Origin of the sequence: Ohtaekwangia sp., from assembly GCF_036786105.1 — a bacterium.
Taxonomy (GTDB): Bacteria; Bacteroidota; Bacteroidia; order Cytophagales; family Cyclobacteriaceae; genus Ohtaekwangia.
The window spans coordinates 4,618-26,075 of the sequence record NZ_DAIQRQ010000055.1 but is presented as its reverse complement, the minus strand read 5'-3'; the positions used below and the strand labels follow the sequence as shown (position 1 = coordinate 26,075).

Genomic DNA, 21,458 nt, shown 5'->3' with positions numbered 1-21,458 from the left:
CTAAATACAAAATTGCTGTAGTAAGAGAAAGGTAAAGACTTTATCGTTTTTTGTTTGTGTTCCAATATTTATAAAATCAAATTCTACTTATTTTTAAGTGCTTTCGTGATAATGGCTGTTAATCTGCCTCCCAGCAATTTCTTCATTGCGATTATCATTTTAATATAGGTTAGGTAAAATTGATAATAGATCCATTTTCCTATACTATACTCATACTTCATCGCTATATTTTTTTTGTCCTGAATAGCCTGTACAATCCTCTTTTTTGTGGTTCCGTCCCGTCCGTCAAATAAACATACCAGTATAGGGATATATCTAAACTTCAAATTGTTCTTGTAGGCGCGATAAAACAAATCATGATCAGCTCCAATCTTATATTGCAAATCGAATTTGTAACTTTTCATTACCTCGCTTTTCACAAAACAAGCCTGATGGCAAAATGGTGATTTTTTCCAAATTGTGTTAATTGGATGTACGGGAAAGGGAATCGTAAAATCGGAGTGCTCAATCAAGGCGTTTCCATATAATAAATCGGCTTCCTGACGTTGATTAAATATCTGACTAAGTGTATTCTTTTCTGCCAAACGATCTCCACTGTTCATGAAATTTATCCAACTACCTTTAGCCAATGCTGTGCCTTTATTCATGGCATCATAAATACCACGGTCAGGCTCACTGACCCATAAGTCGATCTCATTTTCAAATGATTTTATTATCTCTACAGTTCTATCAGTACTTCCTCCATCAATAACGATGTATTCCAGATTTTTATAATCCTGGTTAATGACGCTCTTGATTGTGTCTCCTATAGAAGATTCGCCATTATATACTACCGTGATTACAGTTACAATAGGCAGCCCGGGTATGTAGTTTTTGTTTTCTTTCATGAGCCTTGCTCAGTGTGTTTGATTATGAAGCTGTTTGCTCCAGAAGCTGTATGTATAGTTTTTGATATTTTGCAGCAATTATTGATGAATCAAAATTCTCCACGGCTTTTTTTCTGGCTTTACCCGAAAGGTCATCGCCACCATTACTTAAAACCCATTTTATACCTTCGGCCAGATCCATTGTGCTAAAGGGTTTGGCTTTATACCCATTTATTTTGTGGTCAACAATATCCTTGGGACCTGTAGCATCAAAGCAAACAACGGGAGTTCCACAAGCCATTGCTTCGGCCAATGTTTTTCCAAATGAATCCATTAAAGTAGGTGCAACAAATACATCCGCGGCTGAATAAACGATCCGTAATGATATAGTGTCAGAAAGGAATCCTAAGCTTTTGCCTTTGAATTTAGTGGTTTCAAAAAATGTAGAGTCGATCTTGCCAAAAAATAATAGAAAAGGAGGTTCTTTTAGATAATTCATAGCCTCTATAAATTTATCGAAGCCTTTTGAATGATCATTTATTTTTTGAGCTCCAACCAGAAGAATTTTTTCATTGGTCGGAAGACCTAATAGCTTTCGTGCCGTGTTCTTTTCAATGGGAAAAAAATCGTTGCAATTAATATTGTTACTTATGGTAAGAATATTAAAATCACTAAATAAAGAACTCTGTCTGGCACAGTCACTAATCCATTGGCTAATCCCTACAAGTGCTGTCTTCTTGGGTATATATTTTTTCTTTCTATAGAGGGTGTACTTAGACAAGTCGTTTTGATTGGTACTTGCCAGTTGCGGGCATGCACCACAGCCGGTTTGATACTTCGTACAATCTAAAGCTATATGGCATCCACCTGTTAGAGGCCACATATCTCTCAAAGTCCAAACGATTGGTTTTTTTATTTTGGCGAGATGCCGAATATTGACAAAACCTCCGTTGATCCAATGAAGATGTATTATATCAGCCCACTCAAACAATGGATGCTTTAAAAAGTTATAGCCAACTATAGCTGTGCTGAATATTTCTGTTTTCCGATTCCTGTATAGCATTACGGGAAGTTGGTCTGCACGGGCACGAATAGCATTGCTGATCAGGTCACGCGTAGTTTGAGCAACGCTGGAGATGGTATGGTTGGCGAGAGTCTCTTTTGAATTTGTTAAAATCCGTGATTCGACATGCATATCCAATAACCCCTGGTGAAGCCATAGAGCGCCACGGGCGGCCCCGCCTTTTATATCGCCCGCTATGATGTGCAGAATTTTCACGGAAGAGTTGCTTTTGATCTGTTCAGCCAGCATAATAAAACCAGACTCTGCCAAAAATGCCTTTTTAATCGATGCTGCCCTGCGAGTGTCTTACTCTCGTGAATATAATTTTTGCTGAATATAGATTTAGCAGCACTCGACTCTAACGCATCTTTTGTTAATGATGTAAGAGACTTGTTGAGCCACGTAGTTAATGGCATTTCGAAACCTGTTTTTTTGCGCTGATATACCTGTGCAGGGACTATATCTTTTACGGCATCTATGAATATAGATTTCTTTACTCCGTTCCTGATTTTGAAATTGGAAGGCATGGCGAAAGCAGCTTCGACCAACACATGGTCTAATAAAATAGGGCGGCACTCTATAGAATGCGCCATGCTCATTACATCAGAATCCCGCAACAATGTATTTAGCAGGTAATTATTTATTTCTGATTTACTGATTTGCTGCAATGCATTCAGATCATCGTGATCTGTTATAGAATTACCCGCTATCGGTTTTCGTAGCAATCCCTTCCTTACCGCATAAGGAAGTAATGTTCGCTGTTGTATAATTGCTTCAGACGGCGTTTGCCCATAAAGGGACACATGAGAAGTATATTTGTTAGGTCTTAACTGATGAATTTTTTGTAAGACCTGTTCCAGTATATTAGGAGTTTTGGCAGAGCTTTCCTGTATCAACTTGAAGTGCTCATATCCGCCAAAAATCTCGTCACCACCCAAACCGGATAATACAACTTTTACGCTCTTGGCTGCAGCTTTGCTAACGATATAAGTATTAAAGCCATCAACGCTGGGTTGATCCAGCGATCCGATAAAGCCTTCGAACAGATTTTGGATTTCAGATTCGCCCACAATTATATCTGTATGGTTGCAGCCCAACAGTGTTGCTGACTGTCTTGCTAAAGTAGTCTCATCGGCTACTTCTGTTGCTCCTGCAAACCCGACAGAAAAAGTTTTTATAGGTGTCTCAGTATATTTGGACATTAAAGCGACTACTGCAGTAGAGTCTACACCTCCGCTTAAAAATGCCCCAACTTCAACATCAGCTACAAGATGATATCGTGTGGCCTCTTCCAATTTACTTCTGATGATCTCAATGGCTTCCTGATAGGAAAGTGAACTATAACGTAGCTTATGCGATTCTTCTACAAAACTATAGTATGTTGTTACTGTGTGCTTAAGGTTCTTAACGTTTACTTCCAGGAAGGAGGCAGGCATAAGGGCCGATATATTACTATATATTGTATTTGGCTGGCTTACGGAACCATATAAAAAGAACTGATCCAGTGCCTGTTGAGAAATGGTTTTAGGAATTAAACCAGATTCTACTATTGGAGTAACTTCGGACGCAAATACAAATTGATTCTGATAGAAAGAATAGAAGAGTGGCTTTATGCCAAATCGATCACGGGCCAGAAATAATGTCTCCTGCTGCTTGTCATAAATTGCAAAAGCAAACATTCCCCGAAGCATCGTTAAACAGTTTTTGCCAAACTCTTTATAAGCTTTGAGCAATACTTCTGTGTCGGAGTGTGTTCTAAAGGTATGTCCTCTTTTGGAGAGATCGGCCTTTATTTCCAGGTAATTATAAATCTCACCGTTGAATACAAGGATAAGATTACCATCATCATCAATCATGGGTTGATCTGCAGAGTTAGAAAGATCGATGATTGAGAGTCTGCCGTGTCCAAGTATTAAATCGGTTTTATCGTCCTTAAATATACCATGCCCATCCGGACCGCGGTGGGTCAGATATTGCTGAAAAATATCCGGATTAACAGACTTGGAAGATATATATCCAAAGATGGAGCACATTATTGCAGAATAGGGTTAAAGTATTGATCAAACTGATTAATAGTAAACTGATTCAGGACTTTATTCCTTGCATTTTCCCCGAGCCTTTTCCGTAGCGCGGGATCATTAACCAGCGTTAGTATACATGTTGCAATTTGTTCTGTATTTGTAGGATCGCAGGCAAGACCATTTATATTGTGATCTATAATATCGACAGAACCTCCGGTATCGGGGCCTATCAAAGCCTTTTCATATAGTGCTGCTTCAGTGAAAACTATACCGAAGCCCTCGCCCTCTAATTTATTCGGATCTAACGATACGCGGCTCGGCATAATAAAGATGTCTGCCTGTTCATAAATCTCAGCTAATTTTACATCGTCCACGAAACCAAAAAACTTCACTTCATTTTCAAGATCAAGCTCATTCGCTAACATCTTCAATCTGTCCATGTCCTTTCCACGTCCCACGATCCAGTATTCAAAATTTGAGAAGTGTTTCTGTACAGACTTTAAAGATTTGATTACGGCATCATGCCCCTTGTACATTTCGTTCGGATCAAGTCTGGCGACTGTTAACAGGATTATTTTATCATGACTTATATTGTGCTGAATGCGCTCTGGCAAATTTTCGACAAGAGGAGGGAAGTATATAATTTCCCCTCCGAATTCTTGCTTTCGTACTTGTTCCGTAGTGAAAGAGCTGATCGATATAACTTTTCGCAGAGATTTCATTTGATGAAGAGGCTCCCGAAAGCGATTCCCCCAGCAATCAATTCCGTAAACAAATAGATCATATTTAACACCTATAGACCTGCTTATTAATTCACTGCGGTTGAATAGAAGAATATGGCCACAAAAGAAGAGGTCTATCTTAATGCCTTTTTTACGCAAATGATTGCCAATTCTAAAACCCAACAGGAACCGGTCGAAAAATTTTATTTTTTTTACTTCGTTGTTTAGGTAAATAAAATCAGGGTCTTGGTCGGCATCATGCATCACATAAACAAAAATGGTAAAGCCCCTTTTCTTAAGCTGTTTAAGAATTGTACTAAGATAACGTTCAATACCTCCGGCATTACTTCTCAGGGAGAATCCAATAAATAGTATGTTCATCACGCTCTTAATTAGTTTGATTGGTCAACTCTTCTTCGATCATCATCTTTATAATTTCAGTGAATGATTTGGATGTAGACCAGCCCAGGCCTTTTAATTTTTCAGGATTTCCACAGAGTGGATAATTCTCTGAAGCACGGAAGTATTTGGTATTAATTTTTATATAGTCATCAACCTTTAAGTCCAGTAATGAAAACGCTGTCTCAGCAAATTGCTTCACGGAATGTAAATGACCGGTTGCTATGATATAGTCATCAGGTTTAGGTTGAGACATAATCAATAACGCCGCATTCATATAGTCAGGTGCATATCCCCAATCGCGTACTGCATCTAAATTTCCAAGTACCAATTCTTTAGCCCTTCCTAGTTTAATTCGAACAGCTGTCTCAATGATTTTTTTAGTTACGAATTCTGACTTTCTTCTTGGCGACTCATGATTATACATAATGCCAGTGCAGGTATATAAACCTTTTTTATCCCGGAAGTTTTTTAGCAGGTAATAGCTTGAAACCTTCGCGATGCCATACATCGATTTAGGATTGAACTTGCTGTTTTCGCTTTGAGGCGACTCGAAGGGTTCGCCAAACATTTCACTGGATCCTGCAAAGAAAAATTTACAATCTTTGTTAATTTCCAATATAGATGACAGGAGATAGTATGTAGAATTAAAATTTGAATTCATCATAGCAACCTCGTCTTCAAATTCATAGCTCACAAAGCTACTGGCTGCCAAATGGTATATCTCGTCCGGATGAATTTTTTTTATCGCTTTATAAACCGCCATCGGGTCGGTAACCGACATCGGGATCAGTTCCACTTCGTTTACAATGGAGGCTATATTTTTCAATTTTAAATTCGGATTTTCAATAGCCTCGCGCTTGATGATGCCATAAACTTCATACCCCTTTTGGAGGAGTAACTCGGCAAGGATACTGCCATCCTGTCCTCCGATACCTGTTATTAATGCTTTCTTCATTTTTTAAAAACCGCAAAAATATCACCATGGCAATTCTTTAACTTTAGAATCCCTAGAAAAATAAGGCCGCGGATAAAGAGTTTCATGCAATACTTAAAAAAAACATTATCTATAAAATTCAAAATAATATAAGGATACGAGCCTCCACCTTCTAATTGAAGTTTTAATTTTTTGAATCCTATACTTTCAAATTTATAGGCAAGTTCTTCCGGAGTATATTCTCTTTTGTGAGTCTTGTCTTTAAAATGGCTATAGGTAAGGTAACTCGAGGCAATTCGACTATCGTCAACATGTGGAACTGAGATAAAAATAAGGGCATTTTCGCGACTCACTCGCTTAATCTCGTTTAAAATTTGACTTTCGTTGTTGATGTGTTCAATGATGTCCCAAACTACCACTACGTCAAATGAGTCATTTTTAAATCCGATAGGTTTTTCAAGATCCGCCAGAATAACATTTATACCTTCCTGTTCAAAATGAGGCTCGATATCAACAGATGTCACCCGGTGCCCTTTGTTATGTAGATATTTCGAATACCAGCCGTATCCTGCCGCCAACTCTAAAACGTTAAGATTCTTCTTTTGCAATAAAAATTCGTCTAAAAGTTTTAACTTGAATACGTTGGGAGAATCCTGCCAGCCGATATTTGTCTTCATAGCGTTGTTAAATTAGTTTGTCATACTTTTCCTAAGAGCCTTCGTATTCGACTCTTGATTCTGCTGATAAGACTATACTCTGAATCTACTTGTTTAAAAGTGCAGTCTCATATTCAAGGTTGAAAATTACAAAATTGGGATGTGTTAACGGAAAGGAAATATCGTGATTTTCAATTTTACCTCTGCCGGAAACGTCATTAAAAGTATGTGTTGCATCCGGACCAAAGCCAATGTCCCTTGATCATACTGCAGGGAGGCACAATAGACAGAGCACTACTGCTCGCCATGACGAAATACCATTGGTAATTCCCATGTGTCAATTTTTTCATTGTAGGTCTCTTCCCATGTGGCATACCTCGATGGCATGAGTGGGTAGTATTAATGATATTCTCTTCTTTAGCCAACGGCCACAATTTCATTTCTATATCGGAAGTAGTCCCAGGTTCTGCGCCAGCTCGCCCAGCCCCACGAAAAGCCGAAGTGAGAAAAGAAATAATGGTCATTCGGGCGATGTTTACCATCCTGCATGTTAAATCCGGAAATCTGCCATATCCGCGTGTCATCTTTATAGCGAAGAAGCAATTCGCGGCAATACCAAAAAAAGCTTTGTGATGGCAGACAGTCATCTTCCAGAACAATTCCCATTTCTTCCTGACCAAAGAGTCAATCAATCAATGGCACCACTTAGAGCGCGTTTGCAGCCCAGGTTATTTTCTCTGAACAAAGTTTTGACTTCGCACCGCCAATCTACCTGACTTACCAGATACCCGCGAATGGCAGTAACTTTTTCATTTTCCTTGTGCGGACGAGGGCCGTCACACGCTATAATTAGCTTTGTCGGTTGTACTTTTTTATTGCATCAAAGACCTGTCTGGCGGAATCCATGCGATTAAAAACTATTAGTAAAACAGGAACATCCAAAGGTTTACTGTGCTAATCTATATTCAATTCTTGATTCATTTATTTAATTAAATCTCTTCGTTTATTTCCCTGAAAAATATTCTCGTAGAACAAAATGGCATTCATTTGCATCCTGAATATTGGGCGACTCTTCTTGTAAAGTACATTGAAGAATACGGATGCACACATCTGGCAGACAAGCGTTGAAAATGCTGCGCCTATAATACCAAGTTTGGGTATCAACAAAAGATTAAGAACGATGTTGATTATCGCCCCGGCAATCGCTTTCCATAAACCAAATTTTTGCAAGTTCTCCGCGAGGAACGAATTAGAACTTGCAACCCCCAACGAAACAAATACACCTGTCCACACATGAAGTGCCAGAATTTTTGCGGCGGCATGGTAGGCTTCCCCATAAAATATATCCACCAGCCAGGGTGATGCGATCGAGATTGGCATAGCAACTCCAATGGAAACAATGACCATCAGGTTGAACAGCCGTTGCATTCTTTTCTTATACTCTGCTTCGTCTGTTTTCTTTGCATTCAAAACTGCAGGAAATAAAGAGTTTGTGATAATCACAGGTACAAAATACCATGCTTCCGACAGACGGACGGCTGCAGAAAAAAGTCCCATTTCCTTTTCGCCAATAATTTTCATAATCATGATCTGGTCAATGCGCATATAAATCATGACAACAAGGCTTCCAAAGATCAAAGGCCATGCATTACGAAGCAGATCCTTTGCTACTTCAATATTGAAGCGACTGATAAAGTGCGAGTTTTTTGAGTAGTACCGGAATGCAAGAAACTGTGTTATGCCAAGTGTGATCTGATCAAGAAATTGAACCATTATAAAAGATAACAAATCTGCCCGAACACTGATTAAATAGACTTTTGCCAAAGAGGATATTATTAACTGAATTGTTTTACAAATGGAGGTAAATTTTGATAATACCTTTGCCTGGAAGAAAAAATCTGTGACTTCAAAGCTTTGAAAAATCAGGCTCGAGGTAAGCAGTAATATATATACCTTGGTAGAATAGGCTTCGTCAGAAAGCAACAGGTAAGCTCCTGTTATGATTACGGTAATAACCGCTCCAATAATTTTTAACCAAAATGCGGTACCCAGATATACGTCACTTTTGTCAGGGTGGTTGACTATATTTCGTACAATCAAACTATCAAGTCCCAACTTAGCGATTACACCAAATATTGCCAGGAATGCTAATGCATAGTTTAATATACCAAACTGATTTGGTCCAAGATATCTCGCTACCCAAATGCCAACAAAAAGACCGGCTACAAGCCGAAGCACCTGGTCAGAGAAAAGCCATATAGTATTGAAAAGATATCGCCGAAGACCTTGGTCTTTGATCGCGATGTATATCTTTTCTTTAAATGACTTTATCATGCCCTTTGTTTGATGCTCACTAATTTTAGTGATGGTTTATGTATGAACGATTTTCCCGGCAGGAATTTAGATGAACTGCAGAAACGCTAACGCCCTTGAAACGATTCAAGCGATCATGATTTGTTTTTTGTACAGAGTGGCAGAAGTATATACAATAATTTAATTCGAAGCCAGGATTGTCGCTAGGAGCTGTAGGTTGCGCATTCATTGAATAAGCAACCAGACAGACTATACATACCGAGAACAATATTTTCTTTATCATAAATAATCAAGTCAGCAAAATGGCAGCTATGTCAATATGCTACGCTCTGCTGTTTCAGTAAACCGGAGGTTGGGCCTTCCCAGGATACCTAATTATTCACTTTCTGGTTTCGGATATCGTAGGCCAGCTCGATGGCAGCGCGGGTTTCGTTTAGTCCAAAGCCGCGGCCCTTTAGTATCTCCTCGTAACTAAGTGTATGCAGATCGGTAAATCCATCGCTGAACTCAATTTGCTCACCTTCCGTAGTAAGCGAGCGGAAAGTACGTTTTCCTTTTGCTCTTACATCTTCCGGAATCTGGTTATAGTCAATGCTCAGCAACCAGTGAACGCGTGCTCTTTCGAGTTCCAGGTGTCCGGAAGCAGTTTCTGCAGTGAGTTGTTCTACGTTATTCTTTTTTACATCACCGAATATCCAGATCAGCATGTCAAAAAAGTGAATACCTATGTTGGTAGCAACGCCGCCTGATTTCGAAATATCCCCTTTCCAGCTGGTATGATACCAGTTACCGCGAGAGGTCATGTAGCGCAGGTCTACATCATATATTTTGCCTTTGGGACCGTTTTGAATTTTCTCGCGCAGGGCGATAATGCTGGGATGAAGTCGTAGCTGCAAAATGGTATACAGTTTCCGCCCGGTTTCCTTTTCAATTTCACTTAAAGCATCCAGATTCCACGGATTGAGCACCAATGGTTTTTCACAGATAGCATCGGCACCATAGCGCAGCGCATACCGAATGTGAGAGTCGTGCAGATAATTCGGTGAGCAGATTGATATATAGTCTATTTTTTCACCCTTACGCTTTAGTTTGTCGAGGTGACGATCAAATCGTTCAAATTCCGTAAAGAAGTCAGCATTTGGGAAATAAGAATCCAGAATACCAACGTTGTCATGTTTATCAAGCGCTGCTACCAGATTATTGCCGGTTTCTTTTATTGCTTTCATGTGACGGGGAGCAATAAATCCAGCCGCACCGATCAATGCAAAATTCTTCATGCTATATTTATTTCACTATATCTTGTATACGTTACCTTTTTCGAGCTTATACTGCTCGTTACTTTCCGGGCAAACAGCAATTCCTTCTGAATTAAAAATAAGCTTGTGACCGTATTCACTCATCCACCCCGTTTGCCGGGCAGGATTGCCCACCACCAATGCATAATCGGGAACATTTTTTGTTACCACAGCACCTGCTCCAATAAATGCAAAGCGACCTATATCATGGCCGCAAACAATGGTAGCGTTAGCCCCAATCGTTGCGCCTTTCTTGACCACCGTTTTAGCGTATTGATTCTTACGGTTAATGGCACTGCGCGGGTTAACTACATTGGTAAATACCATGGAAGGTCCCAGGAATACATCATCCTCGCATTGGACACCGGTATATATGGAAACGTTGTTTTGTACTTTAACATTTTTTCCGAGTATTACTTCCGGTGATATCACAACGTTCTGACCGATATTACATTGCTCTCCGATTTTACAGTTCGGCATGATGTGAGAGAAATGCCAGATTTTGGCACCATCTCCAATAACGCAGCCCTCATCGATTACCGCTGTTGGGTGAGCATAATATTTTTTTTCTTCAGCCATGAAAAAATGCCTTAATCGTGTCTGTAATATATATCAGTTCTTCCTGTTTCATCTCGGTGTGTATGGGAAGGGATAATACCGTTCGTGATAGTTCTTCGGTAACAGGAAAAGAACCTTCTTCAAACCCCGGGCGTTTGTATGCCTTTTGCAAATGAAGCGGTACCGGGTAATAGATCATCGTAGGTATACCGTTTTGCTCGAGATGCACCTTTAATCCATCTCGTTTTCCTTCCTTAACCTTTATAGTATATTGATGAAATACGTGGGTAGAGTTGGCGGCGCGATATGGAGTTTCTACAGCGCTTATACCTGCAAGGGCTTTGTCGTAGAACGATGCAACTTCATTTCGGCTTCGTTCATAACGATCGAGATGATTAAGTTTTACACGAAGTATAGCGGCTTGCAATGTGTCTAGCCGGCTGTTAACACCGATTATATCGTGATGATATTTTACCCGCTGACCGTGATTGGCAATCATCCTGATTTTTTCTGCCAATGCTTTGTCATTGGTAAACAATGCTCCTCCATCGCCATAGCATCCAAGATTCTTGGATGGAAAGAATGATGTAGTACCAATGGTCGCCATTGTTCCACTGGCCTTCTTCGTGCCATCTGTGAAAGTATACTTTGCTCCCAATGATTGAGCTGCATCTTCAATGACATAAAGATTGTGGCGTGCAGCTATTTTCAGAATCGGCTCCATGTCAGCACATTGGCCGTACAGATGTACCGGTACAATAGCTTTAGTCCGTGAAGTTATTTTGGATTCGATCTGATCCGGATCGATGTTAAACGTATCCTGTCGTACTTCTGTAAATACGGGCGTAAAGCCTAACAATGCGATAACCTCGGCTGTTGCTACATACGTGTGTACCGGAAGTATCACCTCATCGCCAGGCTTGAAGTCGAGCGCCATCATGGCAATTTGCAAAGCATCGGTTCCATTGGCGCATGGGATAACTTGAGCGCCTCCTATATATTCCGAAAGAGCTTGGGCAAACGTATTTACTTCCGGTCCCTGAATGAATGCTGTAGAAGTAAGAACCTGCTGGATGGCCTCATCAATCTCCGGTTTAATGCGGAGATACTGCGTTTGAAGATCAACCATCTTTATTTTATCCATAACTAGAGTCGTGCTGTAACCGTTGTTTTTGGTAAGAAGCCTTTTACATCGTAAATCACGGCACCTTCATGGCTGATCGATTTCAGATCAAGGGATGCAAACTCCTGGTGACTTACTGTGAGTATAATGGCGTGATATTTTTTCGCCAGACTTTTCACAAGCGACAAACCATACTCGTGCTGCACTTCAGTTTCATCTGCCTGCGGATCGTAAACGTCTATTTGGGTACCGAAGCTTTTCAGCTCGTGGTAAACATCCACTACGCGGCTGTTCCGTATATCCGGGCAGTTTTCTTTAAATGTTATACCGAGCATCAGAATATTGGCATTGTTGATGGGTAAATTTCGTTGAGCCATCAGTTTAATAACCGAGTTGGCGATGTGCACACCCATGTTATCGTTTATTCTTCTGCCCGACAAAATCACCTGTGGATGATATCCCATACTGTCAGCTTTATAGGTCAGATAGTAGGGATCTACTCCGATACAGTGTCCGCCCACCAGGCCTGGCTTAAAGGGAAGAAAATTCCATTTTGTGCCAGCCGCTTCCAGTACTTCATGCGTATCGATGCCGATGCGTTCGAAGATCAGCGCGAGCTCATTGACGAAAGCTATATTTATATCACGCTGCGAATTTTCAATGACCTTGGCAGCTTCAGCAACCTTCATAGAAGAGGCTTTGTGTGTGCCTGCAGTAATGATCTTGCGGTAAAGCTGATCTACTTTTTCTGCCACTTCCGGTGTGCTTCCGCTGGTAACTTTTTTAATTGTGGTTACGCGATGCAGTTTATCTCCCGGATTGATACGCTCGGGTGAATAGCCACAGTAAAAATCAATGTTGAATTTTAGTCCACTTGTTTTTTCCAAAACAGGAACACAAACTTCCTCTGTACATCCGGGATATACGGTTGATTCGTATATAACAATGTCTCCCTTTTTCAATACACTGCCCACCGTTTTGCTGGCACTCTGCAATGGGCGAAGGTCTGGTGTTTTAAATTCATCCACGGGAGTTGGTACCGTAACAATGAAGTAATTTACATCTTTCAGATCGGCGAGATCAGATGTATACACGAGCTTGGTTGATAGCTTAAGTTCTTCAGGCTCTACTTCGCGTGTGCGATCGTAACCTTTTTTCAATTCGTTGATGCGATCTTCGTTAATATCGAAGCCAACCACTGAAACAACTTTTCCGAACTCAACAGCAAGGGGTAATCCTACATATCCAAGTCCAATGACACCAATTTTTTCCATTTCGCTTTTTACAATTTGATATTATAGTATTTGATATACCAGTCGAGGAATTCACTAATCCCTTTTTCTATGGTGGTGGAAGGTTTAAAATCTACTTCATTTTTGAGATCCTCTACATCGGCATACGTTTCGGGAACATCACCATCTTGTAAAGGCATAAAATTCTTAACAGCTTTTCTCCCAAGTTTTTCTTCGATCACTTCAATAAAGCGAAGTAATTCTACAGGCTGATTATTGCCAATGTTGAAAACCCGATAAGGAGCAAAGCTTGTGGCAGGATCTGGATTCATTCCACTCCAGGCCGGATTAGGTTTAGCTTGTTTTGGTATCAGGCGAGCGATGCTTTCAACGATGTCGTCTACGTACGTAAAATCACGCCTCATCTTTCCGTTGTTGAATACATCGATAGGCTTGTTTTCGAGAATAGCTTTTGTGAATAAAAACAAAGCCATATCCGGTCGGCCGTAAGGACCATACACGGTAAAGAATCGAAGCCCCGTGGTAGGAAGATTATATAACGCAGAATAAGTGTGCGCCATAAGCTCGTTGGACTTTTTGGAGGCAGCATACAACGAGATGGGGTGATCTACATTATGATGAACCGAAAACGGCATTTTCTTATTGGCACCATATACTGAACTGGACGATGCATATACAAGGTGTTGTGTTCCATGGTGACGGCAGGCTTCCAGTATATTCAGGAAACCATGAAGGTTGCTTTCCAGATAGGCATGAGGATGTGTTAAAGAATAACGCACGCCAGCCTGAGCTGCTAAGTTGACAACGTAGGGGAATTTATAGTTTGCAAAAAGATCGTTGATGGATTTTTGATCCGTCAGATCAATGGTGTGAAAAGAAAAATTAGCATCAGCCTTTAAAATGTCAAGACGCGATGTTTTCAAACGCTGATCATAGTAATCATTAATGTTGTCAAGGCCGGTAACCTGGTAACCAGCCTGGAGAAGCTTTTTGGTAAGGTGAAAGCCTATAAATCCCGCAGCACCAGTGACCAAAACAGATTTGACAGAAGGCATAAAATCAGATAATGTAAACAGGTCGCAAAACTAACTAATTTGAGGTATACTAAAAATCAGTTAAACTTGCGGGGTATGACTCAAAAAACATCATCTGACGAGATCGATCTCATGGAGCTTTTGGCAAAGGGCTACCGGGCAATAAAACAAAATCTCTTACTTTTTACAGTGTTACCGATAATTGGAGTAATTGTGGCGTTGTGGCTGGGCTATAATTCAAGTGATAAGTTCTCCTCCAGTATGATGATTACCACCGACTTGCTGTCAGCAACGGAAGCCCGCTTTATTTTTGATGAGCTGGGAAAGGCCGATTCTCTTCCGGGCTTATCCAGAGAGGAAGCTCATAAATTGCTGGTATTAAACTTCGAAGTTCAGCAGGATAACATCGAGAGTAGAGATGCTCTCAGGAATATCTATGTGAAGGCCACTGCCATTGTTACCGATCCGTCTATTTTTCCGGCCCTGGAGAAGACAATCGTTAATTATATTAATACAGTGGGTCCGGTAGTAAAGACAAGAAACAGCCGTGAGCTTTTCTATAAAGAGATGATAAAGAAGATAGATGGAGAGATTGCCTCCATGGACCAAATTAAAAAGCAAACCGATAGCCGGGCGATGGCTTCCTATATTGATCCTTCCGACATGTTTTCTAAAACGGTGGAGCTTTTCAAAGAGCGCACTGACAACGAAATACGATTACACGATATTGAAACGGTACACATCACGAAAGGATTTGGTACACTTATGAAAGATGCCAAGTTGCCGAAGATCCTGGTTGGCCTGGCTGGCTTCGGTGTCGGAATGTTGCTGGCCATCGTACTGATGTTCATCAAGTTTTTTAATGACTATAACCGGGCGCTGAAAATAGAATAACATTATCAAAGCAATACTCATTTTATTACAAAAAGAGTTTGCGCTGGAGCTAAGGCGTAAAGCGGTTATCTCTGGAATAGGTCTTTACCTTTTCAGCCTTATTTTTATTTGCTACCTCACCTTTAGTCTCCGGGTAAATTCCATCAATGAGGCTACATGGTCAGCATTGTTCTGGCTGGCTATACTTTTTTCGGTGATCAACAGTGTTGCCAAAAGTTTTATTGGCGAAAAGAGGGGAACCTTCATTTATTACTATGCGCTGGTAAGTCCGCAGGCTATCATCGTTTCTAAAATTCTTTACAACGGCATTTTGTGTCTTGTGCTTTCGCTGGCAGGGTATGGTTTGTTTTCGGTTTTTATTGGCAGTCCTGTAAAAGACCCCATGCTTTTCGTATTGACCCTCGTGCTTACATCATTCGGCTTCTCGGCTTCGTTAAGTCTTATATCCGGAATAGCCTCAAAAGCAAACAACAGCAATATTCTGATGGCTGTACTCAGCTTCCCGGTCATATTGTCTATTTTGCTGATGGCTATTAAAATCACCAAAAATGTTTTGGATGGCCTCGATCGCGGCTCCAGCCTGGATGAATTACTAAATCTGCTGGCAATAAATTGCATAATCGGAAGTCTGGCGTACCTGCTCTTCCCGTATATTTGGCGCAGCTAAAAAACGGAGACGTTGCGCGTCCTTCATTCTTCATGAAAACCTGGCTTAAGATAACAGCAATACTTCTGCTATTGTATGTGCATACCGCCGGACTATTGTTCGATGTTCCGCGGTTAAACATTTTGAACGAGACGATCCGGGCATTGTATTTCCACGTGCCCATGTGGTTTGGAATGGTGCTATTATTTTTGATTTCTGTTTACTACGCCATTCAATACCTGCGAAAGCCTTCTGCAGAACTGGACAGAAAAGTTGTAGAGTTCGCCAATGTGGGGTTGGTTTTCGGAATACTGGGAATTTTTACAGGCATGCTATGGGCAAATTATACCTGGGGATCGCCCTGGCATGGCGACCCCAAACAGAATGGCGCAGCCATTTCGTTGTTGGTTTACCTCGCATACTTCGTATTGCGTGGTTCGCTTGAAAATGAAGAGCAACGTGCCCGCCTGAGTGCTGTCTATAATATTTTTGCTTTTGCTGCCATGATACCGCTCATCTTTATCATACCGCGCATGACAAGCTCCATGCATCCGGGTAGTGGTGGAAATCCTGGTTTTAATATGTACGACCTGGACAGCAGCATGCGTATCATTTTTTATCCGGCTGTTATTGGCTGGTTTCTGATTGGCTTGTGGATCGCCTCTTTGCGAATCAGAATAAAAACTGTCGAAGAAAAATTATTTGAATTGGAAGATGGAAAGAATGCTTAAATCATTGTTGGCTTTCGTTGCGCTAACACTGTCAGTCACGGCCCAGGCGCAATCTGACGTGCAGATGGCCGATACCATGAGAGCCGATGGCAAAATCTATGTGGTAGTATCTATCATTGTAATCATTTTAATCGGTCTGATCGCATACCTTTTTCTGATGGATCGCAAGGTAAAAAAGCTGGAAGACCGGCTTGCCGAAAAACAACGCTGAACTTTAATTACTTCCCTGCGTTTTTCCGTGTAAAAATTCCCTGATTTCTGGGCATTTGTATCTAATTTTACATGCTCTAAGGGAAGCGGAGAGTTATGAAAAAATCGCACATTTTTATCATCATCATCATTGCTGTAGCGATCGGAATCATTGTAAGCACAGCAGGCGATGCCAGTACCTATGTAAATTTTGATCAGGCTTTTGAAATGGCACAGGCCGGCAAGCAAAATCATATTCACGTAGTAGGTCAGTTAAAGAAAGATCGTGAGGGCCACGTGCTCGGCATCGAAGAAGGACCTGACAAGGTTTCTTTTTCCTTTGTTATGGTAGATGATAACGGCAAAGAGCAAAAGGTAGAATACAATGAACCGATGCCTGCGGATATGCTTCGCTCCGAAAAAGTAGTAGTGGTTGGCAGCTACGAAGGCGATCACTTCAAGGCCAGCAAGATTATCCTTAAATGCCCTTCCAAATATCAGGAGCAAAACGTAAATGTTTAACGTATTGAAGTACGCCATCACCCCGGCATTGACTAACGGTCAATACTCTGCAACGTACTTTGTAATCCGTACTTCACTATGATGCACTATTTCATCGGTAACCTAGGGCACTTCTCGGTTATCACCGCATTTGTAACCGCAATCATCACCGCATTTTCCTACCTCAAAGCAACCACGGCTGTTGATCTTGCTGACAAGAATAACTGGCTGTTAAATGGTAAGGTTGCTTTCTATACGCATGCAGTCGCGGTGTTGAGCGTTTGTGTTACACTCTACGTCATCATTGCCGGGCACTACTTTGAATATCATTATGCCTATAGTTATTCTGACCGCAAGCTTCAAACACATTACCTGATCTCCACTTTCTGGAACGGACAGGAAGGAAGCTTTTTGTTGTGGATGTTCTGGCAGACGGTTATCGGTATAATACTGATCCACACCAATAAATTCTGGGAAGCACCGGTAATGACGGTGTTTGCTCTTGTACAGGCTTTTCTCGCATCGATGATCCTGGGCGTAGTTATACCCGGGCTCGATATAAAAATTGGCAGCTCGCCTTTTATACTGCTGCGCGATGTAATGCAAGATGCTCCCATCTTCAAATCGCAACCTGATTTTATACCGAAAGATGGCAACGGATTAAATCCGCTCCTGCAGAATTACTGGATGGTGATTCACCCGCCAACGCTGTTCCTCGGTTTTGCTCTCACACTGGTGCCGTTCTCATTTTGTATGGCAGGACTCTGGCTGAAGAAATATAGAGACTGGGTGCGCCCAACCTTGCCATGGGCTTTATTAGGTGGTGCTATACTTGGACTCGGAATTTTGATGGGTGGCTACTGGGCATACGAAACGCTAAACTTTGGCGGCTATTGGAACTGGGACCCCGTTGAAAACGCAGTATATGTTCCCTGGCTTGTGCTGGTGGCTGCTATCCATACCATGATCACCTATAAAAACAGCGAAACTGCATTAAAGGCATCGATCATCCTGGTGATAGCAACTTTTGTGTTGATACTGTACTCAACGTTTCTGACACGAAGCGGTGTATTGGGAGAAGCATCCGTGCACTCTTTTACTGATCTCGGATTGTCGGGGCAGTTGCTGGTATACCTGTTCTTCTTTATGGCGGTGGCTATCGTACTGTGCATCATCCGCTGGAAAGAAATTCCATCGTCAAAAGATGAGGCATCGATGTTTTCCCGCGAGTTCTGGATTTTTATCGGAGCCACAACATTATGCCTGATGGGCTTCCAGGTTATAGCAGGTACTTCTATACCGGTAGTGAATAAAGTGATGGGACTGCTGGGTATAGAATCGCGACTGGCACCACCAGCGGATGCCATAGCGTATTACTCCAAGTTCCAGATATGGTTTGCTATCGTGATTGGTTTACTCTCGGCAATAGGACAATTTTTCTGGTGGAAGAAGATCGATAAGGATAAACTTAAGAAAGAACTTGCTGTGCCGGGCCTGATAACGCTGGTTGTGTTTGCCATTATAATTACCACAGCGCAGATCTATAAAGTTCCCTATATACTTTTAACACTGGCAGGAGTATTTACCATTATTGCCAACGCCAGCATTGTATGGTCAGTGATGCGTACCAGCCCAGGCATGTCGGGCGGGGCAATTGCTCATATCGGTGTAGGTCTGATGTTGATTGGTGTGATGTTCTCGGCCGGATATTCCAAAATAGTGTCGCTGAATAATACAGGTATGTTGATCTCTAAAGAATTCAGTCAGGATTTTAACCGGGATAACCTGTTGCTATTTGTGCATGAGCCAAGAACTATGTGGGGATACGACATTGAATATCTGGGCGAACGCCTGGAGCCACGTTACCACGCGGGGTATATACGCAAGAGCGATGTTACGGCCACACTCGATAAAGATAAGGTTATCGCTAAAAATACACTAACGATTGGAGGTCATGCTTATAAACCAAAGGATACTATTGAAGTTCGCGGAGAGAATACCTTCTTTGAAATAGAGCTTCGTAAAGGAAACAAGAAGTATACTCTATATCCACGTGCACAGATAAATCAGGAGATGGGTGGATTGCTGGCATCGCCGGATATATACCGCACCGTAAGCGCTGATCTTTATACGCACGTTTCTTCAGTGATGAATCCTGCGGAAGAGCAGGAATGGAGCAAGCTTGAAGAGGTTGCTGTGAAGCAGGGCCAGGAGTTCTTTGCTAACGATTATGTGTCGGTGCTCGATTCTGTTTATAGAATCTTTGAGGTTGAAGGTGTCCCGTTAACGGGCGAAGATGTAGCCGTAAAAGCACGCATCCGCGTACAGGGCGAGCGTGGCGAGTATATTGCAGAACCTGTATTTCTGATCAAGGACAAAATGATCGGACGCATTCCGGACGAAATACAGGACCTTGGCTTACGATTATCGCTGCTGAATATTCACCCTGAGAGCAACCAGTTCGAAATTGGTATTAATACTCGCCAGAAAGACTGGGTTGTAATCAAAGCCATGGAGAAACCACTCATCAATGTGCTGTGGATCGGCACATTCGTAGTGATGATCGGTTTTGGTGTTGCCATGAACAGACGCTTCCGCGAATTCCGAAAAATGAAAGAGAAAGGCCTGGAATAGATTCATCATTCTCTAATAATTGTATATATACCTTTTAAGAAAAAAACGCTGCGTTAGCATTGGCTGGGATGAAGCAAGCTTCCCTGGAAGGCATTTTAAGTCGTTTCGATACTCGATTGAACGTGTAAATGCTGGGGTGGAGCGATCCGTATAGACTTCATGAAGAGCGTAGGCAGCACGTTCCGCATCTATTTGCCTGTATACCGGCAGTCTGCATAAGCATTTTTTCCGGGCATGATTATGTACCGGGCTAATCGCGGTTGGGAGGAAAGAACGTGCATATACCTATTCTACTTTCGCGGGTTTTTGTAACTTCAACGCTTTAGAAATCTCATAGCCGTGTTGTTAAATTCACATCAGCCTTTGGCAGAACGAATGCGTCCAACCAGGTTGGATGAGCTTGTGGGGCAGGAGCATCTCACAGGGCCGAATGGTGTGATCCGAAGAGCCATTCAATCGGGTAACATTCCCTCTATGATCTTGTGGGGGCCTCCTGGTGTAGGTAAGACTACCATCGCTAATATTATTGCCAACGAAGTAAAGAAACCTTTCTATACATTAAGTGCTGTAAGCGCAGGTGTAAAAGATGTGCGCGAAGTAATAGACAAAGCCAAACACTCACCGCGCTCGATATTGTTCATTGACGAAATCCATCGATTCAATAAAAGTCAGCAGGATGCGTTGCTGGGAGCAGTTGAAAAAGGAACAATTACCCTGATCGGTGCCACTACTGAAAACCCTTCGTTTGAAGTGAACTCTGCGCTGCTTTCACGAAGCCAGGTATATACCTTGCGGCCGTTGGGCGAAGACCAACTTCTTGCGCTCGTCAATCAGGCACTTACACGTGATGATGAATTGAAGAAACGCCACGTGGTAATACAGGAACATCAGGCACTGCTTAACATCAGTGGTGGCGATGGCAGAAAGCTGTTAAACCTTGTAGAGCTCATCTGTGAATCTGTTCCGGGAGACGTTGTAATCACGGATAAACTGGTGATGGACGTTGCTCAGAAACATATAGCGATCTACGACAAAAGCGGTGAGCAACATTACGATATTATATCGGCATTTATAAAATCCATTCGCGGCAGCGATCCCAATGCAGCGGTATATTATCTCGCACGAATGATCGAAGGCGGTGAAGATGTAAAGTTCATCGCGCGCAGAATGGTGATACTGGCTTCCGAAGATATAGGCAACGCCAACCCTACTGCACTCATCATGGCTACCAATACATTTCAGGCCGTGAACGTAATCGGTTACCCGGAAGCGCGCATTATCCTGTCGCAATGTGCAGTATATCTGGCAAGCTCGCCTAAAAGCAATGCAAGCTATATGGCAATTGAGAGTGCTTTGCGTGCCGTGCATGATACGGGCGATCTACCCGTGCCCTTGTCGATACGAAATGCACCAACCAAGCTGATGAAGAACCTTGATTATGGAAAAGGCTACCAATATGCGCACAGCTTTGAAGGTAACTTCGCCAACATGGAGTTTCTGCCCGATAAGATCAAGGGAAGTAAATTCTATGACCCCGGCAATAATGCACGTGAGGAGGAGTTAAGAAAATACCTGCGATCATTGTGGAAAGAGAAGTATGGGTATTAAGATTGAAAGATTGAA

At 41.8% G+C, this 21,458-nt stretch carries 20 protein-coding genes; 7 read left to right on the top strand and 13 right to left on the bottom strand.

The window, feature by feature from the left end:
- Positions 1-83 precede the first annotated feature (83 nt).
- From V7Q33_RS18490 to V7Q33_RS18430, 13 genes are all read right to left on the bottom strand, one after another.
- The gene (locus V7Q33_RS18490) at positions 84-887 is read right to left on the bottom strand and encodes a glycosyltransferase family 2 protein (RefSeq protein WP_333820785.1); all 804 of its coding nucleotides are present in this window, start codon (positions 885-887) and stop codon (positions 84-86) included.
- Positions 888-909: 22 nt separating this feature from the next.
- Complete coding sequence (locus V7Q33_RS18485; protein ID WP_333820784.1) at positions 910-2,199, bottom strand: glycosyltransferase family 4 protein; 1,290 nt, start codon at positions 2,197-2,199, stop codon at positions 910-912.
- Positions 2,142-3,962: an asparagine synthase (glutamine-hydrolyzing) gene (gene asnB, locus V7Q33_RS18480; protein ID WP_333820783.1), complete on the bottom strand. Its 1,821-nt coding sequence runs from the start codon at positions 3,960-3,962 to the stop codon at positions 2,142-2,144. Before asnB ends, V7Q33_RS18485 begins: the two co-directional genes overlap by 58 nt.
- The gene (locus V7Q33_RS18475; RefSeq protein ID WP_333820796.1) at positions 3,962-5,053 is read right to left on the bottom strand and encodes a glycosyltransferase family 4 protein; all 1,092 of its coding nucleotides are present in this window, start codon (positions 5,051-5,053) and stop codon (positions 3,962-3,964) included. Before V7Q33_RS18475 ends, asnB begins: the two co-directional genes overlap by 1 nt.
- A gap of 7 nt (positions 5,054-5,060) precedes the next feature.
- Entirely contained in the window at positions 5,061-6,029 is a 969-nt protein-coding gene (locus V7Q33_RS18470) for a GDP-mannose 4,6-dehydratase (protein WP_331974597.1), read from the bottom strand.
- On the bottom strand, positions 6,026-6,685 hold the full coding sequence (locus tag V7Q33_RS18465) for a class I SAM-dependent methyltransferase (RefSeq protein ID WP_333820782.1): 660 nt from the start codon (positions 6,683-6,685) through the stop codon (positions 6,026-6,028). Before V7Q33_RS18465 ends, V7Q33_RS18470 begins: the two co-directional genes overlap by 4 nt.
- Positions 6,686-7,081: 396 nt before the next feature.
- Positions 7,082-7,330 carry a hypothetical protein gene (locus V7Q33_RS18460; RefSeq protein ID WP_333820781.1) on the bottom strand — a complete coding sequence of 83 codons (249 nt, stop codon included), beginning with the start codon at positions 7,328-7,330 and terminating at the stop codon, positions 7,082-7,084.
- A 315-nt stretch (positions 7,331-7,645) separates the two neighbouring features.
- Complete coding sequence (locus V7Q33_RS18455) at positions 7,646-8,998, bottom strand: flippase (RefSeq protein ID WP_333820780.1); 1,353 nt, start codon at positions 8,996-8,998, stop codon at positions 7,646-7,648.
- A gap of 350 nt (positions 8,999-9,348) precedes the next feature.
- Complete coding sequence (locus V7Q33_RS18450) at positions 9,349-10,254, bottom strand: Gfo/Idh/MocA family protein (RefSeq protein ID WP_333820779.1); 906 nt, start codon at positions 10,252-10,254, stop codon at positions 9,349-9,351.
- Between the two features lie 15 nt (positions 10,255-10,269).
- Positions 10,270-10,851 (bottom strand): acyltransferase, encoded by a 582-nt coding sequence (locus tag V7Q33_RS18445; RefSeq protein WP_331974605.1) that lies wholly within the window; start codon positions 10,849-10,851, stop codon positions 10,270-10,272.
- On the bottom strand, positions 10,844-11,974 hold the full coding sequence (locus tag V7Q33_RS18440) for a DegT/DnrJ/EryC1/StrS family aminotransferase (protein ID WP_333820778.1): 1,131 nt from the start codon (positions 11,972-11,974) through the stop codon (positions 10,844-10,846). Before V7Q33_RS18440 ends, V7Q33_RS18445 begins: the two co-directional genes overlap by 8 nt.
- 2 nt (positions 11,975-11,976) lie before the next feature.
- The gene (locus V7Q33_RS18435; protein ID WP_331974609.1) at positions 11,977-13,227 is read right to left on the bottom strand and encodes a nucleotide sugar dehydrogenase; all 1,251 of its coding nucleotides are present in this window, start codon (positions 13,225-13,227) and stop codon (positions 11,977-11,979) included.
- 8 nt (positions 13,228-13,235) lie between these two features.
- On the bottom strand, positions 13,236-14,261 hold the full coding sequence (locus V7Q33_RS18430; RefSeq protein WP_331974611.1) for an NAD-dependent epimerase: 1,026 nt from the start codon (positions 14,259-14,261) through the stop codon (positions 13,236-13,238).
- Positions 14,262-14,336: 75 nt separating this feature from the next.
- Between V7Q33_RS18430 and V7Q33_RS18425 the strand changes: the two genes are divergently transcribed.
- From V7Q33_RS18425 to V7Q33_RS18395, 7 genes are all read left to right on the top strand, one after another.
- Positions 14,337-15,134, top strand: coding sequence for a hypothetical protein (locus tag V7Q33_RS18425; RefSeq protein WP_333820777.1), 798 nt, complete (start codon positions 14,337-14,339; stop codon positions 15,132-15,134).
- 1 nt (position 15,135) lies between these two features.
- Positions 15,136-15,801, top strand: a complete 666-nt coding sequence (locus V7Q33_RS18420; protein ID WP_333820795.1) for a heme exporter protein CcmB — start codon at positions 15,136-15,138, stop codon at positions 15,799-15,801.
- A gap of 32 nt (positions 15,802-15,833) precedes the next feature.
- Entirely contained in the window at positions 15,834-16,511 is a 678-nt protein-coding gene (gene ccsA / locus V7Q33_RS18415; RefSeq protein ID WP_331974615.1) for a cytochrome c biogenesis protein CcsA, read from the top strand.
- Complete coding sequence (locus tag V7Q33_RS18410) at positions 16,495-16,722, top strand: CcmD family protein (RefSeq protein ID WP_331974617.1); 228 nt, start codon at positions 16,495-16,497, stop codon at positions 16,720-16,722. Before ccsA (V7Q33_RS18415) ends, V7Q33_RS18410 begins: the two co-directional genes overlap by 17 nt.
- Positions 16,723-16,817: 95 nt before the next feature.
- Complete coding sequence (locus tag V7Q33_RS18405) at positions 16,818-17,222, top strand: cytochrome c maturation protein CcmE domain-containing protein (RefSeq protein ID WP_331974619.1); 405 nt, start codon at positions 16,818-16,820, stop codon at positions 17,220-17,222.
- A gap of 78 nt (positions 17,223-17,300) precedes the next feature.
- Complete coding sequence (gene ccsA, locus V7Q33_RS18400; RefSeq protein ID WP_333820776.1) at positions 17,301-19,835, top strand: cytochrome c biogenesis protein CcsA; 2,535 nt, start codon at positions 17,301-17,303, stop codon at positions 19,833-19,835.
- A 375-nt stretch (positions 19,836-20,210) separates the two neighbouring features.
- Positions 20,211-21,443 (top strand): replication-associated recombination protein A, encoded by a 1,233-nt coding sequence (locus tag V7Q33_RS18395; RefSeq protein WP_333820794.1) that lies wholly within the window; start codon positions 20,211-20,213, stop codon positions 21,441-21,443.
- Positions 21,444-21,458: the final 15 nt, after the last annotated feature.

Bases quoted from the DNA above. Each gene is read 5' to 3' on its own strand.
- V7Q33_RS18490 (WP_333820785.1), bottom strand. From the start codon at position 887: ATGAAAGAAAACAAAAACTACATACCCGGGCTGCCTATTGTAACTGTA.
- asnB (WP_333820783.1), bottom strand. From the start codon at position 3,962: ATGTGCTCCATCTTTGGATATATATCTTCCAAGTCTGTTAATCCGGAT.
- V7Q33_RS18475 (WP_333820796.1), bottom strand. From the start codon at position 5,053: ATGAACATACTATTTATTGGATTCTCCCTGAGAAGTAATGCCGGAGGT.
- V7Q33_RS18470 (WP_331974597.1), bottom strand. From the start codon at position 6,029: ATGAAGAAAGCATTAATAACAGGTATCGGAGGACAGGATGGCAGTATC.
- V7Q33_RS18465 (WP_333820782.1), bottom strand. From the start codon at position 6,685: ATGAAGACAAATATCGGCTGGCAGGATTCTCCCAACGTATTCAAGTTA.
- V7Q33_RS18460 (WP_333820781.1), bottom strand. From the start codon at position 7,330: ATGGGAATTGTTCTGGAAGATGACTGTCTGCCATCACAAAGCTTTTTT.
- V7Q33_RS18455 (WP_333820780.1), bottom strand. From the start codon at position 8,998: ATGATAAAGTCATTTAAAGAAAAGATATACATCGCGATCAAAGACCAA.
- V7Q33_RS18450 (WP_333820779.1), bottom strand. From the start codon at position 10,254: ATGAAGAATTTTGCATTGATCGGTGCGGCTGGATTTATTGCTCCCCGT.
- V7Q33_RS18445 (WP_331974605.1), bottom strand. From the start codon at position 10,851: ATGGCTGAAGAAAAAAAATATTATGCTCACCCAACAGCGGTAATCGAT.
- V7Q33_RS18440 (WP_333820778.1), bottom strand. From the start codon at position 11,974: ATGGATAAAATAAAGATGGTTGATCTTCAAACGCAGTATCTCCGCATT.
- V7Q33_RS18435 (WP_331974609.1), bottom strand. From the start codon at position 13,227: ATGGAAAAAATTGGTGTCATTGGACTTGGATATGTAGGATTACCCCTT.
- V7Q33_RS18430 (WP_331974611.1), bottom strand. From the start codon at position 14,261: ATGCCTTCTGTCAAATCTGTTTTGGTCACTGGTGCTGCGGGATTTATA.
- V7Q33_RS18425 (WP_333820777.1), top strand. From the start codon at position 14,337: ATGACTCAAAAAACATCATCTGACGAGATCGATCTCATGGAGCTTTTG.
- ccsA (WP_331974615.1), top strand. From the start codon at position 15,834: ATGAAAACCTGGCTTAAGATAACAGCAATACTTCTGCTATTGTATGTG.
- V7Q33_RS18410 (WP_331974617.1), top strand. From the start codon at position 16,495: ATGGAAAGAATGCTTAAATCATTGTTGGCTTTCGTTGCGCTAACACTG.
- V7Q33_RS18405 (WP_331974619.1), top strand. From the start codon at position 16,818: ATGAAAAAATCGCACATTTTTATCATCATCATCATTGCTGTAGCGATC.
- ccsA (WP_333820776.1), top strand. From the start codon at position 17,301: ATGATGCACTATTTCATCGGTAACCTAGGGCACTTCTCGGTTATCACC.
- V7Q33_RS18395 (WP_333820794.1), top strand. From the start codon at position 20,211: ATGCGTCCAACCAGGTTGGATGAGCTTGTGGGGCAGGAGCATCTCACA.